This window comes from Phycisphaerae bacterium (assembly GCA_041652575.1).
GTDB lineage: Bacteria > Planctomycetota > Phycisphaerae > Sedimentisphaerales > UBA12454 > UBA12454.
In genome coordinates this window covers 180,892-198,922 of the sequence record JBAZHC010000002.1, presented here as the reverse complement: position 1 = coordinate 198,922, position 18,031 = coordinate 180,892, and the positions used below count along the sequence as shown (strand labels likewise).

Sequence of the window (18,031 nt, the reverse complement as noted above, 5' to 3'; positions counted from 1 at the left end):
TTATGATAAAAGCATTAATAGCACGTATAAAACAGGGTTATCACACATATCCGTTTCCGGCAAAGCCGCCGGTTATGCCCGAGCGGTTCAAAGGCAGACCGATTCTGCACCACGACAAATGCAATCAATGCAAGGCCTGCGAAAAAATCTGTCCGACAGGTGCGATAATTTTGAAAGATAATAAGATTTGTATCGATATGGGCAAATGTATTTTCTGCGGAAGCTGCGCTGAAATATGTTCAGCCGGAGCGATTGAATTTTCCGGCGATTATCGCCTTGCCGCAACTTGTCGCGATGACCTGCTGGTTTCGGATAAGGAAGTAAAACTGGCGCAAATGCTCAATGAGCAAAGCCGCAGAATATTCGGTCGCTCTCTCAAACTCCGTCAGGTCAGCGCCGGCGGCTGCAATGCCTGTGAAGCCGACACTAATGTGCTAACGACACTTACATTTGATCTTGCCAGATTCGGAATTCAATTTGTCGCTTCGCCGCGGCATTCCGATGGAATACTCGTAACAGGCCCCGTGACAGGGAATATGCGATTAGCGTTGGAAAAAACTTACGATGCAATCCCGGCCCCGAAATTTGTAATCGCCGTTGGCGCTTGCGCAATTTCCGGGGGTATCTATTGCGGCCATCAGGAGACTAACAACGGAATCGGTGATATTGTGCCGGTCGATTTGTACATACCCGGCTGTCCACCTCACCCTTATACTATTCTTGATGGACTTATAACATTTCTTGGCCATCATTGAGATCCCTGACTTGGTTTTTCACGAGTCAACAATCTTTGGATTATGTAACAAGATGTTTGCGAGATTGTTATATACTTTAACTACCCGGGCATCCGTGTAGTCGGATATTGCAGTAATACTCGTTCATGCTGGCAGTAGCAAACAGTGTCGGAGTGAATGTTTACTTTGTCTCAAATATGTCTCCATCAATTAACGCTTTTCATATAAATGACAAAAAAGGCACCGCATTTTTGAGCAAATACTCAAATTTTTAAAATTATTTTTTAAAAAATAGGATATATCAGGCGATTCCGTCAGGAAAAACTGGAAAGAAATTTTCTGATTGAGCTTGTCGAAGCCGCCGAAACCCCGATGCAGGAAGACGCCTTAGAGGATATGAGATATTATCTCGACGAAAAAGATGTTTTACACGTCCCGAAAAGACCACTTGAAAATATCCTCCACATCAACAAATTTATCCGCCATAGCTTTTAGCGACGGCGGATTCCGCGGCAAATAAAAACCATTCAGGATTTGTATTTATTGTTTTGGAAGTTTCAAAACCTATACTAAAATATAAATATTGTCAAATAATATCGGAATTGTATAATCATTTGTTTCAGGAGTTAATTTATGTCCGGAGTCGATGGGAAATGTTTTATGCGAGTTAAGCTGCCTATTATCGCAGGTATGGTTTTGCTGGCGGTTTTAAACTGTGCGGCAGAAGCGAAAAGCAAATCACCCGACCCGTATAATCAAAATAAACATCTTGGCAAAGGAATAAATCTCGGCAATGCTCTCGAAGCGCCAAATGAAGGCGAATGGGGTGTCACCCTGAAAGGCGAATATTTTAAAATCATAAAAGACGCCGGCTTCGATTCCGTTCGTATTCCGATTCGCTGGTCGAGCCACGCTTTAGAGCAGCCGCCATATACAATCGACCCCAATTTTTTCAAACGCATAGACTGGGCCGTGAAAAACGCGTTGCAGCAAAATCTCTATGTTATGGTAAATATGCATCATTATATGGAATTGATGAACGAACCTAACACCCACAGTGAACGATTTGTTGCCTTATGGAAACAAATTGCCGAGCATTACAAAAATTATCCTGATTCAGTTTTATTCGAGCCGCTGAACGAACCGCACAACGCATTAACCGCGAAACTTTGGAACGGTATTCTCAGTAAAACCATCGATGTTATTCGCCGGTCGAATCCATATCGAACAATCGTTGTTAACCCTGCCAATTATGCCACTGACATTGACAATCTTCAGTTACCCGAAAGTGACCGCAATATCATTGTTTCATGTCATTATTATTTGCCGATTAAATTTACACATCAGGGCGCCGAGTGGAGCGCCGAAGGAAAAGACAGTCTCGGCATAACATGGAAAGCCACCGCCCAAGAACAAAAGGCAATTAACGATGATTTCGATAAAGGTGCCGACTGGGGCAAAAAAAATAACAGGCCGATGAATCTTGGCGAATTCGGCGCATACTACAAGGCCGACAAATCCGACAGGATTCGCTGGACTTCTTTCATTGCCGATTCGGCCGTAAAACGCGGCTTCAGTTATATCTATTGGGAATTATGCTCCGGTTTCGGGATTTACGACTCGCAGAAAAACCAGTGGGACTCGGATTTGCTAAATGCCGTCATCCCACGGAAAAAATAATCTTCCGAATCTTCCCTTCTTGCCAAACAAACAGGATATTGTATAATTTCGTTTTATCGATATGAAAGGATATCTTTAAATGGCAAAATCATCAAATAAAGTCGTTCTCGCCTATAGCGGCGGACTCGATACCAGTGTAATTCTGCCGTGGCTAAAGGAAAACTACGGCTATGACGTTATAGCGTTCGCCGCCGACCTCGGTCAGGCCGAAGAACTCGACGGAATTAAGAAAAAAGCACTCGCTTCCGGCGCGGTAAAGTGTATCGTTAAAGACCTGCGGAAAGAATTTGTTACCGAATATCTCTGGCCGATGCTCAAAAGCGGAGCGATTTACGAAAACGGCTATCTTCTCGGCACAAGTATCGCCCGGCCGCTAATTGCCAAACATCAGGTTATGGTCGCTCAGCAGGAAGGCGCTATCGGCGTCGCTCACGGAGCTACCGGCAAAGGCAACGACCAGGTACGTTTCGAGCTTACATATATGGCTCTCGACCCGAAACTGAAAATTATCGCACCGTGGAAAGACCCGAAATTCGAACTGACCAGCCGGGAAGCAGCGATTGAATACGCCAAAAAGCATAAAGTTCCGATTGAACAGAGCGTAAAGAAAATTTATTCCCGCGACCGGAACCTCTGGCACATAAGCCACGAAGGCGCTGAGCTTGAAGACCCGGCAAACGAACCATTGGATCGCCTGTTCGTCCTTTCGAATCCCGTTTCCAAGGCCCCGAACAAAGCGGAGTATGTTGTAATCGGTTTTGAAAAAGGTGTGCCTGTCGCAATTAACGGCAAAAAGACAGACCCTGTAAAGATTATCGAGCAATTGAATAAAATCGGCGGCAAACACGCTGTCGGTCAGGCTGATGTCGTTGAGAATCGTCTCGTCGGCATTAAATCCCGCGGCGTTTATGAAACGCCCGGCGGAACTATACTTGTCGAAGCTCACAAGGCACTGGAAACTCTGACGCTCGACCGCGAAACTCTGCACTACAAACAGCAGGTCGCGCTAAAATACGCCGACCTTGTCTATAACGGCCAGTGGTTCTGCCAGCTTCGTCACGCGCTCGATGCGTTTGTCGATGTAACGCAGCAGAATGTTACCGGCTCGGTAAAAATGAAACTATATAAAGGCCGCTGCACACCGGCGGGAATCAAGAGTCCAAAAAGTCTTTACAGTACGAAGATGGCAAGCTTCACGATGGGCGATGAATACAATCCGACAGACGCGACAGGATTTATACGCCTGTTCGGTCTGCAAATGAAAGTTGCCGGCATAGTTAACAAACAAAAATAAGGAATAATATTTGGCAGGATGCATTGTTATACCGGATGGATTGCTGATTACATTTATCTTCGCGCTCGGCGCCTCTGTCGGCAGTTTTCTAAATGTCGTGATTTATCGGCTTCCGAGAGATTTATCGCTTGTTCGGCCCGGCTCGGCCTGCCCTGTTTGCAAAACGCCGATAGCTTTTTACGATAATATTCCGATTCTTTCATGGCTGCTCCTGATGGGCAAATGCCGCAAATGCAAAACCAAAATCACGCCGCGGTATTTCATCATCGAATTGCTGACCGCCCTGCTTTTTGTCGCTCTTTACTGGATTTATTTCCAGACAGCTTTCAGAAAAGGAATCGGCGGATTTTTCGAAGGCGGTTTTTCGCTGTACCTTGTTCATATTATTATGCTCTCCTGTTTCATCGCGGCCTCGGCAATCGATTTGGAATTATATATCATCCCTATTTCCATCTGCTGGCTTGTAACAGCGGCAGGTATTATCGCTGCCGGAGCGGGAACTTTTTTCTATGATTCCGCTATTATCAGAAGTTACGACCTCTTTCCGCTGGCATCCGCAAAGGTCGCTATTTTAGCCGCTGGAGCTTTAGTTGGTCTGGTAACATCTCTTTTGTTACTTTTCACCGGAATTATTAAGACAAGTTATCCCTCGGAAAAATCAGATACTATAGACTCTCAAACCGAACAAAAACAAACAGAAAACTATAATCATCGTCTTGAAATGTTAAAAGAGGTAATCTTTCTATTGCCGATAGTTGTTGGTGCCTTTGCGGCATTTGAAATTTTTAAAAACGTACCACGATTTTCAGATTGGTGGATAGATTTTTCGCAAATACCTGTTATTGCTGGACTTTTAGGCGGTTTATGGGGTTATTTCATAGGTTGCGGCATAGTCTGGATAACACGTATTTTAGGTACTTTCGCCTTCGGCAAAGAGGCAATGGGGCTTGGCGATGTCCATCTTATGGGTGCCGCCGGTGCCGTACTGGGGCCATGGCCCGTTGTGGTGGCTTTCTTCATTGCCCCCTTCTTTGGACTTGCCTGGACTGTCTTTTCCATGTTTTTTAAAAAAATACGTCAAATTCCGTACGGTCCCTTCTTGTCAATGGGGGTCTTTGTGGTTATGATTTTACACGATGCGGTTGTGAACTGGCTGCAGTTCATAATTTACCGTTAAATAAAAAGGAATGAATTTTTTAAAATAAAGGAGATGGATAATGTTTGCTCTGAGAAAAAAAGTGTTGTTGCTGGCTGTTATAATGGTCTCTTATAGTCTCATCACCGGCTGTGAAAACTATAAGAAAAAATATAACTCTCTGAATGTCGAGCATCAGAACCTCAAGGGTTTGTACGATAACTGCAAATCCACTCTCGAGGGCAGTGCCTCCGAAAAGCAGGAACTTGCCGGCAGACTTGCTGAAAGTCAGCAGGCACTGGAAGATATGAAAAAGCAAATGGAAGGCGGCAAATCCGGCGGCGATGCCACAGGCTTCGGTGATTACGATGTCGATGTAGACGCAAAGGCCGGAACGATTACCGTTACCCTGCCTGAAATGATTTTGTTCGATTCAGGCAAGGCCGTTCTAAAAACAAGTGCCAAGGGCAATCTCGACGGCATTGTTTCGGTTTTGAAGGACAAATACAGCGGCAGATTAATAGATGTCGTCGGCCATACAGATACCGACCCGATAAAGAAATCAAGCTGGAAGGATAACTGGGAGTTGTCTTCACAAAGAGCTCTTTCAGTTCTCAGGCAGTTAAATTCCACCGGCATTCCGGATGACAGAATCAGAGCCATCGGCTGCGGTTCGAGCAGACCGGTAGCGCCAAATTCCGGCAGCGGCAAGGCAAAGAACAGAAGAGTTGAAATCGTTGTGCACATGAGATAAATGCCGTTTAAAGAACGGAATTAATAAACGGTTTTACGGTCCCGGTTTTTTGCCGGGGCCGTTTTTTTATAAAGAATTATTACTGGTTTTCAGGGAGTAAAAATTGTCGAACCTTTATATTGACCCGAAGTACAAATCGCCACTGTCGCTTAGAGAAACTGAAAAAGCCATAAAGGAATTAAAGGATTTTTTTGAACAGGCTCTCGCCTGGAATTTGAGTCTGCAGCGCGTTTCGGCGCCGCTGTTTGTCCGTAAGGGTTCGGGCATTAACGATGACCTTAACGGCATTGAGCGCAAGGTAACGTTCCAGGTAAGAGACGATAACGACGCCGACGCGGAGGTGGTATTTTCGCTGGCCAAGTGGAAACGAATGGTGCTTGCCGATTACGGCTTTCAGCCCGGCGAAGGTCTTTATACGGATATGAACGCGATAAGGCCCGACGAAGAATCGCTCGATAATCTTCATTCGATTTACGTGGACCAGTGGGACTGGGAAAGAACTATCAAGCCGCAGGAGAGAAACCTCGATTTTCTCAAAAGTATTGTCAGGACAATCTATAACGCCATTCGTGAAACTGAAAATCACGTCCGCACTCTATACCCGCAGATAACGCCGATACTGCCGAAAGATATTAAATTTATTCACACCGAAGAACTCCTCGAAATGTATCCCGACCTTCCTCCGAGACAGCGGGAAGATAAAATCACAAAAGAACACGGCGCCGTTTTTGTAATCGGTATCGGCGGCGAACTTAAAGACGGTACCCTTCACGACGGCAGAGCGCCGGACTATGACGACTGGGTTACGCCGACAGGCAGCGACAGAAAAGGCCTTAACGGCGATATCCTTTTGTGGTATCCGATACTGAACAGGGCCTTTGAAATAAGCTCGATGGGCATCCGTGTTGATAAAGACGCAATGCTGAAACAACTCGAAATACGAAACTCTCTTAACAGAACCGAGTTCGCCTGGCACAAAAGACTGCTCAACGGTGAACTGCCGTTATCGATTGGCGGCGGTATCGGACAATCAAGATTATGTATGTTCCTGCTGCGGAAAATTCATGTCGGCGAAGTGCACGCAAGTATCTGGCCGCAGGATATGCTCGATAAATGCGGACAAGCCGGCATTAAATTACTTTAATTAATGGATAAAAAGAAAAGGCGGCCTTTAATGCTCTAAAGGCCGCCACAGTCTATTTGAACCTAGGAGGAGGCAAAGAAGAATTATGTTATTTACTTTTTCCAATATTACATACGCCGGCCTATAAGGCTTTGTTCAGGAAATTTAACAAATTTTATAACAGGACTATTTTTTACCTGAAAGATGTGTTACCGGCCAGAAAACAGCATCGCCCTCAGAATTCCACATATACGGTTTGCCTTCTTTGCTAACCCCCATTTTCCCTCCATCATCATCCCTGTCTTCGCTGAAACTATACAATATGAAACCAGTGTCAGTTTTTCGATATGTTAATGGCCCATTTCGATATACATCGAAAGGCATTTTGACCATAAAACCTTTTTCTACTAATTCCTCAGCCGTCGGGGTATTTGCCGGTCTGTTTTTTGTATCTCATAACCGCCAAAGTTGTGATAAGACCGTCTCTTTGAGTTTTGAAACGCCATGAAAGTTTGCCAAGATTTTTTAATGCCGGAAAAGAAATTTGTAAAAGCATCGGAGCATCACTTACTTCCTGATTGAATTTTATTTCTGCACTTTCAAAATTCGAACTTTCAAATAATTGCCTATACGCATCATATACATTGTCAACCTGTTCAATTACTTTTTTTCTGTCCGGCAGATTAAATATCAATATATTGAAAATTATCTGAACTGTGTTTTTGCCGGCAAAACCAGTACCCTGGCGAACAGGTCTGCCGCCACCTTTTCCATCATCAGCAAAGTTTCGTTGAATAAAGTCGTATAAGATTACTTTCTCTGCTTCAATGTTAATTACATCGCCGCCCCGTTCCTGCTGAAAGAAACTTTGCAAATCTTCTAATTGCCGAACTGATACATCATTTTTGCTTATGACGTCATATGTAGTTGCAAATCCTACCGCCTCAATCGCTATTCCGACAAGCTGCTCGACAAGCAATCCGGTACCCTGCATATTATGACCGAATTTACATAAATCTATCACGTCGTTTACCGCAGTTTGTGTTTCGTTTCTGTATGCCGAGTATCGCACCTGCCAATCCATTATCCTTGCCATCCAGCGATATTTTGAAAGCTCTTTCATCGGATAATCCAATACTTCATTCATCCGGGTAAAATCTGATTTATTGGCGTCATAAATATTCCAATAATACGGCTTTTCAGATGCTTTCCTGAACGTTTCAATTGCCTGAGAATTTTGCAACAGCCAGTTTTCAAACTCCTTTAACTGGATTTCGTTAAAATCATCCGGCCATTTTGCCTTGCTTTCTTTTAGCCAATTAGGTTCATCTATGAAAAGGTCGGCTGTTTTTTTTATCATCGGAGCGCTGTTGAGGGATTCGTCTCTGCCCTGACGAACATAGTTATTGAGCCATTCGACATAGTTTAAAGAGATATTTGGCTTACCTGAAGAAAGATAAACACCGCAAATTACTATATAAATGATAATTATTCCAATAATCTGAAATGAATGAATCAGTACTTTTTGCCAAAGCGGGCGGCAGCGTTTTTTTGCCCGGCGTGTAAGAGTGGCGATAAGTTTTGCGTCGCCGAAATTGGCAATCAACTCCTTAGCTGTTTTTTCTTTGTCCTCGTTTGTTTTGCAGTCTTTCAGGGCATCTTCGAAATGTGAGATAAGCTCGGCCTGAACGTCTGCACGAACCTTTTTGTGCCATCGCATCTTCTTTATTACAAGCTTAATATAATCCGCAACGCAGGCAGGCAAATTGACAAAATCTGAATGTTTCATTTCCTTTTTCATATCTATCCCTCTGTGAGCTCTGTGCTCTCTGTGGCTAAAAAACTCTGTGGCAAAAATCAAATATTTGCCATGCTTGTCCCGAAAACAAGTTTCATCGCTTTGAATAAATCTGCAAGTTGTACCTTATCGGTTTCGAGACGCTGTTTGCCTTTGCTCGTAATCGAATAATACTTGCGTTCTCTGCCGGATTCGGCGGTTTCCCATTGGCCTTTAATCAGTTTTTGGGATTCGAGGTTGTAAAGCAGCGGATAAAGCGTTCCCTGGCCTAAAGTGAGAATCTTTTGACTTTTGTTTTCGATGGCCTCGCTCAGCTCGTAACCATACATCCTGCCGCGAGATAAAGTCTCGAGCACTACAACCGGAGCTATTCCTTTTAATAACTCTCGCTCAAATTTCATTTGTATACTCCTGAAAATATTGGTTTCTATTACATATTATGTATTACATAGTATGCACTGTCAAGCATAATATGTAAAAAGTTTTAATTTTATATTAATTGCGATATAATGATGACCAATGACAACTGATATTAACATAATAGATTGCGGGATAAAGGATTATAACACCGTACTTGCGATGCAGGAAAAGGCAATGCTCGCTTTGCAGACCGAGGCCGGTGAAGAAGTAATTTTTATCGTTGAGCATCCGCCTGTTATTACACTCGGCGCAAGAAACAGTGCAAACAAACTCCTCAAAGATTCTGACGCAATCGAACAGGCCGGCATTGAAATTATTCAAATCCGCCGCGGCGGAGGAAGCACAGCGCACAATCCCGGCCAAATCGTTATTTATCCGATTATAAATTTAAAGAAGCACAGTCTCGGCGTGAGCGATTATGTTCGTTTGCTCGAAAAAATCGGAATTGAATTTCTCGCCGAACTTGGCGTTAAAAGTGAAACTAAAAAAGGCTTCCCCGGCCTTTGGATTGAGAATAGAAAGATTGCCTCTATCGGCGTACAAATCAAAAAATGGATTACATTTCACGGCATAGCGATAAATATCAATAATGATTTGAGTATTTTTGACTTTATAATCCCATGCGGCCTGGATAACGTCATAATGACCAGCGCCGAAAAGGAACTCCGCCTTCGCCAGGGCTATGGCGGACAGGCCGGCAAAAAAATTGATATAGAAACCGCAAAAAACACCCTTAAAAAAATCCTGTTGAATCATTTTACTAAAAATGAATCAAAAACCAAAAGACGGCTGCCGGAGTGGCTCAAAAGGCCTCTGCCTGCAGGCGGCAGTTTTAATAATACCAGCTTAATCATCAATCAGCTCGGCATTGAGACAATTTGTACAAATGCAAATTGTCCCAATCAGGGCCAATGCTGGTCCCGCGGCACCGCTACAGTCCTCATTCTCGGCAATATCTGCACGCGAAACTGCAAATTCTGTTCAGTCGTAAAAGGTTCTCCCCTGCCGCCGGATAAAACAGAACCGCAAAGGGTTGCACAGCTTGCCAAACAATTGAAAATCAAATATCTCGTCATCACTTCCGTTACGAGAGATGATTTGCCTGACGGCGGAGCAGCACAATTCAAAGATGTTATAAATACCGTACGGCTGCAAAACAGCGGCATAAGATTCGAGCTTCTTGTGCCGGATTTTAAAAACTGTCAAAATGAAGCTCTTAAAATTCTCTCAAATGCCCTGCCGTTTGTCTTCGGCCATAATCTTGAGACTGTACCGAGACTCTACAAAATCGCAAGAAGCGGCGCAGATTATCAGGCCTCTCTGAAACTTCTTGAAATCGCAAAAAAACTTCTGCCCGATACTACAACAAAATCTTCAATTATGCTCGGCCTCGGCGAGAGGGACGATGAAATCGAACAGGTTCTAAAAGACCTGCGAAACGTAAACTGTAACCGTCTGGCAATAGGTCAGTATCTTAAACCTTCTAAACAATCGCTTGAGGTCGCCGAATACATCAGGCCGGAGAAATTCGACTACTGGGCCGAGCGGGCAAAACAGCTTGGCTTCGATTGGGTTATGTCTTCGCCGTTTACGCGAAGCAGTTATTACGCCGAAACATAGGACAAAAAGAAGATAGCCGAGCTTTACTTTTGCCTTTTATTTTTCCCTCTTTTCTTCTATAATGCCCCCGAAAAATGAAAAACATTGACGAACATAAAAATCAAAAAGCCAAAGCGGACGAACAGTACCTGTTGCGTCGTTATGTCGCCGGAGACAAGGACGCCTTTCAGGAAATCGTAACGCGATACAAAAACCCGCTTTACGCGTTTTTAAGGAGGTTCCTCAACCAGTCTCAGCTTGTGGAAGACGCCTTTCAGGAGACGTTTCTGCAGCTCTACAGGAGCAGAAAAACCTTCGAAAAAGACAAGCCCCTGCGGCCATGGCTTTTCACAATCGCAGCGAATAAAGCAAGGGATACCCTGCGAAAACAGCAAAGACAGGACACTGTTTCTATAGGTGCTATGGCCGAACCTTCAGACCTCAATGTTGACGATGTTGTAAATTCCCTAAAGTCTTACGAAATAACACCTTACGATGAAGCCGCCAGGACAGAACAGGCCGAAAAAGTCCGCCGGATTATAGAAAGTATGCCTGGAAATCTTCGCGAAATTCTCCTTTTAGCCTATTTTGAACAATTTTCTTACAAACAAATGGCTGACATTTTGAGTATACCAATAGGGACGGTGAAAAGCCGGCTGCATACAGCCATAGTGCATTTTACCAAAAAATGGAAATCGACTACAACAGACGGAATGATTTGATGGATACGCTTAACAAAGAACAGCGGGATATACTGCTCGATTATTATTTCGAATGTGCAGACCAGCAGGAAACCGACATAGCAAAAGAGCTTCTGCAAAAACATCAGGGTGCGATAGAGTTTTACAACAGGCTTCATCATTCGCTTTCTCCCCTTGAGCATCTCGACCACCAAACCTGCGTAAGCTGTCCCGATTATCTCGTTGAAAAAACTCTTCAGCAGCTCTATTCGCATCATAATGCTTCAACTGGCCCGGAAGGTCTCGAAAAATTACTGCAGGCTGAAAACGAAAAGTTAGTCACAAAACGGCCGAGCTTCTGGCGAAGCCTTGCCGATGCCGCCGCAATTGCCGCAGGCATACTAATATTCTCCGGTTTATTCGTACCGGTATCAAGGTCTATGCGGGCGCAGGCCTGGCAGACTGCCTGTGAAGCAAATCTTTCTAAAGTCGCTCAGGGCGTAACACAATACGCCGGCGAACATCAGAATTTTCTTCCTGCCGTTACCACAAAGGCCGGTAATCCATGGTGGAAGGTCGGCTCAACCGGATCGGAAAATCAGTCAAATACAAGGCACGTCTGGCTGCTCGTAAAACAGAACTACCTCCAGCCGGAAGTGTTTACCTGCCCCGGAGGCAGTAATAAAAAACAAATTAAACTGGACCGGGCACAAATCGCAGGTCTTTCTGATTTTCCAAACAGGCGATATATCACTTACAGTTTCAGACTCATCTGCGAGCCGAACAAGGCCGTCTATCCGAAAAGTTCAACACCGTTGATGTCCGATACGAACCCCATTTTCGAAGCCTGTCTTAAAAATCCAAATTGCCTCTCTAAATCTGAATTTGACCCTGTTACGTTAAGCGAAAAACTGTTAAGAATCAACAGCAGCAGTCATCGCAGCAGAGGCCAAAACGTTATGTTCAGCGATGGATCGGTCAAATTCCTCTCCGGCAGAGTCGTCGGCCAAGACGATGATATCTTCACGGTAAAAGACCTTAACACATATCGCGGCACAGAAAGGCCTGCCTGTGCAACAGATGTTTTCCTGGTGCCGTAACAGTACCGGTTCTATCTCTTCTTAGCCCTGTTTTTTTTGTCGGCCCACATCCCAAATCTGTCTTCTTTTGCCAGTTTCTCCAAAGTATAAAAATACTTCATAAATTGGAACGGCTCGTATATATAGTTATAAGCGTAACCTTCCCTGATGAGTTTTGCATTGATGAAAGTACCATCTTTCAGGAAAACATATCTTAAAATTCTGCCGTACTTATCCCGGTCCGACTGCATCGGGTCGGGTATCAGATAGACAAGCTTGTTTTCAATAAGCTGTTTAGTATATTGAGCCGCTTCAGTGCCGAAATACTCCTGACCGGTATTCTGAGAATTCGCTATTTCGGGAGTATCTATTCCAATCAGCCTTACGGTTTCAGTTTCTCCTCCAATATCGACCTTGATAGTATCGCCGTCAATTATTGCCGCAACCATGCAAAGAACCGGGTCTTTTTTAACAGATGAACTCTTAAGAGATAAAATTCTGATTTGACAGGGGTCAGCCAGAATAATCTCCGGCCGGCTCTGATAAGATTTTATCAGGCCGGTGATTTCCACAATTTTTTGTTCGTATTGTTTCGGATCGGGAAATTTAGACGCGTCTGAACCGAAAATTACCGCACCAAACGGGCAGATTTGATAGTCGGGGCAGAAATTCAGAAATGTAACGCCCTTCTGCGAAGTGTAAACATGGTCTATTTTTCCTGTTACGCAGGCATATTCTCCCACATGATTCGGAGCCTTGGTATAATCTATGCTGTTGGCACAATGCGGCTGTTCTTCAGTTTTGTTAACTTCCTGCGGTTCGGCAGTTTCCAATAACTGCAGCGGCCTCGACTGAATATAAGTTTCGCTCTGCGGGCCGAGCGTCCCCGACCTGTTTGACTCCCAAATTGAGCCGGCGATAATAAACGCCGCAAAAATTATAGTTATGTGTATTTTATTCTTTTCTAAAAAAGCTTTCATATAATTCTCTCGCTAACTAATCCTCCCATACACAGGCAATTCTAACAGCAAAGAGACATAAAAAAAGCAAAAAAAGAATAAAAATCAGACTGAAAAATATGAGAATCTTTCCGCCGTTTACCTGGATTCTCGCAATTTTTTGCCATCGAGTCCCTTGAAATGCCAGAAAAGAGTATCCGGCGAAGGTCTGGTCTGGAGTACTGTTCTGCGCAACTGATTGAGTTGAGCCGTATCGGTTTTTGCGAATTGTTTATCGCTAACATTAATCTCCATACTTACACCGCCGCAAGCCATAGGAAAAAGTACATACTGATAAACAAATGCCCCCTGATTAAACTGCTCTTCGACCTGCTTGAAATTGGCCAGCCCCGGCAGAGAATCCGGCATAGGATAATCCGCCTGACAGACGTATTCCTTCAGATAAAAACGAAGATTGAGATTCGCCCGGCCAGCGGCATCATAAAATCGCATAGCCTGAAGAATCGCATTAAGCCTGAAAATATTCTCCAAATCGGCGTATTCCGGCACCTGCATAGCCGCCTGCTGAAAATTCTCGGACAACTGCTGAGCGAAAATACCCGCCTGCAGGTCGTCCTGATTATAATCGTCGCTTAACGTTCCATCGGCGGCCATTCTTTGCTTCTCGGTTAAAACCACAACCGAACATTTCTCCAGACATACTATTTCATCGGCCTGCTGATAGGCAGGCTCATCGTTGCCGATATGAAACCAAAATCGCGACATGGACATACCGAGAGCAGGAACCTGCCCTGTACTATGTATACCTTTTTTGGCATCATCAATTACAATATCAAGACAGGAACTAATTGGAGGAATCTCAATCAGGCCCTGCGAAAGTTTTTTCATATGATAATCGGCATCAATCATTATATGCGCATGGCGGGAATTCCGGGGAACGCCGCCAACGACAACAGTTTGAGGCCCCCAGGCATCCTGAAGCTTTTTAAAAAATTCGTGCATTTGCTCTACGCTTGTTATAGCCCCCGAGCCGGAAGCAAGATGGTTGAGATTCATTATATCCTGCGGACGGGGATCCAGCGAACAATAAGGATAAGAGTCTCTCTGCCATATATTCCGTATGCTGACAGCTAAATCGTCCAAACGAAGTGCCGGCCAATTCGGGACAGACCGCCCGATGAGAATTATGTCGTGATTATTCGAGTCAATCACGAATCCTTCCAGCCAGCCTATACCGGCAAGTTTCATAACCTTATCGCTCAACGGTTTTTTTTCGGCCTCAATCGACAAAACACGCATCGAAAGACAAATTTTCTCTTTGCTGCCTGAAGGATGAATCCGTGCCGGCCCTTCCGCAAAGGTAAACGCTGAAAAAGAAAAAAAACAGACCAGTATTAATAAAAGATTAGTGTAAATCTTGTAAGTTGCATTCATAACCCATTTCTCTCCTTTGCACTATAGGGATTTAAAACATCTGAAAATTGTAATATACTGGTTTCGTACCGTCAAACCTTAAAAACTAACCCAAAAAATAATTAGCGGAAATAATCCTTTTTTGTTAGAATCACCCTTTTAAATCTTTACGGCTAAATGGTATAAATACACAATTGGACTATAGTTATGGCAGAAGAATTATCAAAGATATATGAACCGAATCAAATCGAACGTCTCTCCGAGCAAATTTGGGAGAAAGGCAATTACTTTCATACCGAGCCGCCGGCCAAAGGCGGCAGGAAAGGGCTCGCTTATACAATCGTAATCCCCCCGCCGAATGTTACCGGCGCTCTGCACCTCGGCCACGCAATCGACAACACGCTTCAGGACGTCCTTATTCGTTTCAAACGTATGCAGGGCTTCAATACCCTCTGGCTGCCCGGCACTGACCACGCCGGTATCGCGACGCAATCGGTCGTTGAAAAAAATCTCAAGGCCCAAACAGGCCGGACACGCCACGATATCGGACGCGAAAAACTCGTCGAAATGATTTGGGAATGGAAAAAACAATACGGCAATAAAATACTCGAACAATTAAAAAGAATCGGAGCAAGCTGCGACTGGGAAAGAACACGCTTTACGCTTGACGATATGTGCGCAAAGGCCGTTCGGCACACTTTCGTAAATCTCTTTAAAAAAGGATTGATTTACCGCGGCAAAAGACTCGTCAACTGGGACGCTGTTCTGCAAACGGCTGTTTCAGACGATGAAGTAGTTCACAAAACAATTCAGGGAAATTTCTGGTATATACATTATCCGCTTGTCGATGGAGGCGGTTTCGTAACGGTTGCGACAACCCGGCCGGAAACGATGCTCGGCGATACAGCCGTTGCGGTAAATCCGAAGGATAAACGGGCAAAGCAATTCGTCGGCAAAATGGTACATCTGCCGCTCACCGACAGGCAGATTCCTGTTATCGCTGACGATTACGTCAAGCTCGGCGAAGGCACAGGCTTTTTGAAGGTAACCCCCGCCCACGACCCGAACGACTACGAAATCGGACAGCGAAACAAGCTTGAAATGATAAACATATTGACGCCTGACGGCAACATAAACGAAAACGGCGGAAAATATGCCGGCCTCGACAGATTCAAGGCTCGAAAAGTTATCGTCGAGGACTTAAAGGCTCAGGGTCTGCTCGAAAAAGTCGAGCCGCACGAGCACGAAGTCGGCCATTCTGACCGCAGCGGCGATATAATTGAGCCTTATCTTTCCGATCAGTGGTTCGTGAGCGTCAAGCCCCTGGCCAAAGAAGCGATTAAAGCGGTCGAGAGCGGCAAAATTAAATTTCATCCGGAACGGTTCGGCAGAAGTTATCTCGATTGGCTCTACGGCATCCGCGACTGGTGCATCAGCAGGCAGCTTTGGTGGGGACATCGCATTCCAATCTGGTACTGCCAGAATTGCGGACATAACAATACCGGCATCGAAGACCCGACACAATGCGAAAAATGCAAATCGAAAGATTTACAGCAGGACGGAGATGTTCTCGATACATGGTTCAGTTCTGCGCTTTGGCCGCACAGCACGCTCGGCTGGCCGGAGCAGACGGAAGAACTGAAATTCTACTACCCGACAAATACGCTTGTTACCGCCCGCGATATTATCACGCTTTGGGTTTCGCGTATGGTTATGATGGGTCTGGAAAATATGGGCGAGGTTCCGTTCAACGACGTCTTTATTCATCCGACAATTCTCGACGGCAACGGCGAAAGAATGAGCAAGAGCAAAGGCAACGGCATAGACCCTATCGATATTATCGAAACTTACGGCGCCGATGCCATGAGGTTCAGCCTTTGCCAGATGACGACCGAAAGCCAGGATTTGAAACTGCCGGTAACAAAAGACGCCCAGGGCAAAAACATCAGCGAAAAATTCGATATCGGCAGGAACTTCTGCAATAAACTCTGGAACGCATCGAGATTCGCTATGATGAATCTTGAAGGCATCGATTTCGATGCTTTCGACAAAAATAAAATGACAATCACGGATAAATGGATTCTGTCCAGACTGGCCGCGACTGTAAAAGAAGTCACGGCTATGCTCGACGATTTCAAGGTAAGCGAGCCGCTGATGTCGATTTACCGTTTTTTCTGGAACGACTTGTGCGACTGGTATCTCGAATGGTCCAAGGCACGAATGAGAGACGAAACCGGCAAAGCCGCCGCACAGAATATTCTCGCCTTTGTGCTTGATATGACGCTTCGGCTGCTTCATCCGTTTGTGCCGTTTATAACGGAAGGCATATTCCAGAAGCTTAACGAAATCGCGCCGAAAAGAGGGCTTAAAGGTCTTATAGAACTTAAAGCGGCAGATGCGCTGATTATCGCCGACTGGCCGAAGGATTTAGATGATTTTATTGAGCCGGAAATTGAAAGCCGAATAACGACTGTGCAGGATATTGTTCGGGCGATACGTGAAATCAGGAATAAATACACTGTACCGCCGAGTAAAAAACTGACAGCATCGGCAAACGCACCGGCTGAAATTTCAAAAATCATCAATGACAACGCCGATTTAATCTGCGACCGGGCAGGTCTCGATAAATTCACAGCGTCGCCGAACGAAGCGAAGCCGGACAATGCCGCCGCCGCGGTCGTCGAACAGATTCAGATATTTGTTCAGGGTCTGATTGACGCTGAAGCGGAAAGAAAAAGACTTGAAAAGCAGAAAGCCGAAATCCTTGCCGGCGTGAAATCGAACCAGGCGAAATTAGGCAATGAAAACTTTATATCGAGAGCAAAGCCGGAAGTTGTCGAACAGACAAAACAGAGACTTGCCGAATTGCAGCAGCAGCTCGATGCGATAGAGAAAAATTTAGCGGAACTGAAGTAGCCACAGAGCTCACAGAGAACACAGAGATATAAATAATATTTAGCCACAGAGCTCACAGAGGACACAGAGGGTATATATATGAGTGATGAACTAACGGCAAAAATTATTGGGGCCGCAATAGAGGTGCACGATATACTTGGGCCGGGATTGCTCGAATCCATTTATGAAGAAGCCTTGTGCTTTGAATTTGGCCTGAGGGGCATAAAATATAGGAAACAGGTTGAATGCGACCTCTTTTATAAAGGGCATATTCTCAAGGGCCAAAAACTTGACCTGCTTGTAGAAAATGAAGTCGTTGTAGAAATAAAATCTCTGTCAAAAATGCCGGAAGTGGCTTTGGCTCAGACTCTTTCATATCTCAAAGCAACAAGCCTTAAAAGAGGATTGATTATTAACTTCGGAGAAAAGAGATTGATTGATGGCGTAAAAAGGGTCTCCCTATGACAG

16 protein-coding genes are annotated in these 18,031 nt (G+C 44.7%); 11 read left to right on the top strand and 5 right to left on the bottom strand.

The window, feature by feature from the left end; all coding sequences use genetic code 11:
* Nucleotides 1-2 precede the first annotated feature (2 nt).
* From nuoB to asnA, 6 genes are all read left to right on the top strand, one after another.
* Nucleotides 3-755 carry an NADH-quinone oxidoreductase subunit NuoB gene (gene nuoB / locus WC496_02490; protein MFA5291884.1) on the top strand — a complete coding sequence of 251 codons (753 nt, stop codon included), beginning with the start codon at nt 3-5 and terminating at the stop codon, nt 753-755.
* Between the two features lie 612 nt (nt 756-1,367).
* Nucleotides 1,368-2,414, top strand: coding sequence for a glycoside hydrolase family 5 protein (locus WC496_02485; protein ID MFA5291883.1), 1,047 nt, complete (start codon nt 1,368-1,370; stop codon nt 2,412-2,414).
* A 79-nt stretch (nt 2,415-2,493) separates the two neighbouring features.
* Nucleotides 2,494-3,708, top strand: coding sequence for an argininosuccinate synthase (locus WC496_02480; protein ID MFA5291882.1), 1,215 nt, complete (start codon nt 2,494-2,496; stop codon nt 3,706-3,708).
* Nucleotides 3,709-3,718: 10 nt separating this feature from the next.
* A complete protein-coding gene (locus WC496_02475; protein MFA5291881.1) occupies nt 3,719-4,885 on the top strand; it encodes a prepilin peptidase in 1,167 nt (388 codons plus the stop codon).
* 40 nt (nt 4,886-4,925) lie between these two features.
* Nucleotides 4,926-5,597 carry an OmpA family protein gene (locus WC496_02470; protein ID MFA5291880.1) on the top strand — a complete coding sequence of 224 codons (672 nt, stop codon included), beginning with the start codon at nt 4,926-4,928 and terminating at the stop codon, nt 5,595-5,597.
* Between the two features lie 103 nt (nt 5,598-5,700).
* Nucleotides 5,701-6,741 carry an aspartate--ammonia ligase gene (asnA, locus tag WC496_02465; protein MFA5291879.1) on the top strand — a complete coding sequence of 347 codons (1,041 nt, stop codon included), beginning with the start codon at nt 5,701-5,703 and terminating at the stop codon, nt 6,739-6,741.
* Between the two features lie 165 nt (nt 6,742-6,906).
* Here the strand turns inward: asnA and WC496_02460 are convergent, their stop codons facing one another.
* Genes WC496_02460 through WC496_02450 form a run of 3 tightly spaced genes read right to left on the bottom strand, consistent with a single transcriptional unit; the run spans nt 6,907 to nt 8,919 of the window.
* Nucleotides 6,907-7,113: a hypothetical protein gene (locus WC496_02460; protein ID MFA5291878.1), complete on the bottom strand. Its 207-nt coding sequence runs from the start codon at nt 7,111-7,113 to the stop codon at nt 6,907-6,909.
* 22 nt (nt 7,114-7,135) lie between these two features.
* On the bottom strand, nt 7,136-8,521 hold the full coding sequence (locus tag WC496_02455; protein ID MFA5291877.1) for a hypothetical protein: 1,386 nt from the start codon (nt 8,519-8,521) through the stop codon (nt 7,136-7,138).
* A gap of 56 nt (nt 8,522-8,577) precedes the next feature.
* Nucleotides 8,578-8,919, bottom strand: a complete 342-nt coding sequence (locus tag WC496_02450) for a helix-turn-helix transcriptional regulator (protein ID MFA5291876.1) — start codon at nt 8,917-8,919, stop codon at nt 8,578-8,580.
* Nucleotides 8,920-9,037: 118 nt separating this feature from the next.
* Here WC496_02450 and lipA point away from each other — a divergent pair, with 118 nt between their 5' ends.
* The 3 genes from lipA to WC496_02435 all read left to right on the top strand — a co-directional run bounded on the left by lipA (nt 9,038) and on the right by WC496_02435 (nt 12,317).
* Nucleotides 9,038-10,558: a lipoyl synthase gene (gene lipA / locus WC496_02445; protein ID MFA5291875.1), complete on the top strand. Its 1,521-nt coding sequence runs from the start codon at nt 9,038-9,040 to the stop codon at nt 10,556-10,558.
* 74 nt (nt 10,559-10,632) lie between these two features.
* On the top strand, nt 10,633-11,259 hold the full coding sequence (locus WC496_02440; GenBank protein MFA5291874.1) for a sigma-70 family RNA polymerase sigma factor: 627 nt from the start codon (nt 10,633-10,635) through the stop codon (nt 11,257-11,259).
* Nucleotides 11,259-12,317 (top strand): hypothetical protein, encoded by a 1,059-nt coding sequence (locus WC496_02435; GenBank protein MFA5291873.1) that lies wholly within the window; start codon nt 11,259-11,261, stop codon nt 12,315-12,317. Before WC496_02440 ends, WC496_02435 begins: the two co-directional genes overlap by 1 nt.
* 11 nt (nt 12,318-12,328) lie before the next feature.
* Here WC496_02435 and WC496_02430 read toward each other — a convergent pair whose 3' ends face one another.
* Together WC496_02430 and WC496_02425 are read right to left on the bottom strand one after the other, a co-directional pair.
* Nucleotides 12,329-13,276 (bottom strand): thermonuclease family protein, encoded by a 948-nt coding sequence (locus tag WC496_02430; protein MFA5291872.1) that lies wholly within the window; start codon nt 13,274-13,276, stop codon nt 12,329-12,331.
* 117 nt (nt 13,277-13,393) lie between these two features.
* Nucleotides 13,394-14,689 carry a DUF1598 domain-containing protein gene (locus tag WC496_02425; protein MFA5291871.1) on the bottom strand — a complete coding sequence of 432 codons (1,296 nt, stop codon included), beginning with the start codon at nt 14,687-14,689 and terminating at the stop codon, nt 13,394-13,396.
* A gap of 186 nt (nt 14,690-14,875) precedes the next feature.
* Between WC496_02425 and WC496_02420 the strand changes: the two genes are divergently transcribed.
* Nucleotides 14,876-17,584 (top strand): valine--tRNA ligase, encoded by a 2,709-nt coding sequence (locus tag WC496_02420; GenBank protein MFA5291870.1) that lies wholly within the window; start codon nt 14,876-14,878, stop codon nt 17,582-17,584.
* Between the two features lie 78 nt (nt 17,585-17,662).
* Nucleotides 17,663-18,028: a GxxExxY protein gene (locus tag WC496_02415; protein MFA5291869.1), complete on the top strand. Its 366-nt coding sequence runs from the start codon at nt 17,663-17,665 to the stop codon at nt 18,026-18,028.
* The last annotated feature ends 3 nt before the right edge of the window (nt 18,029-18,031 follow it).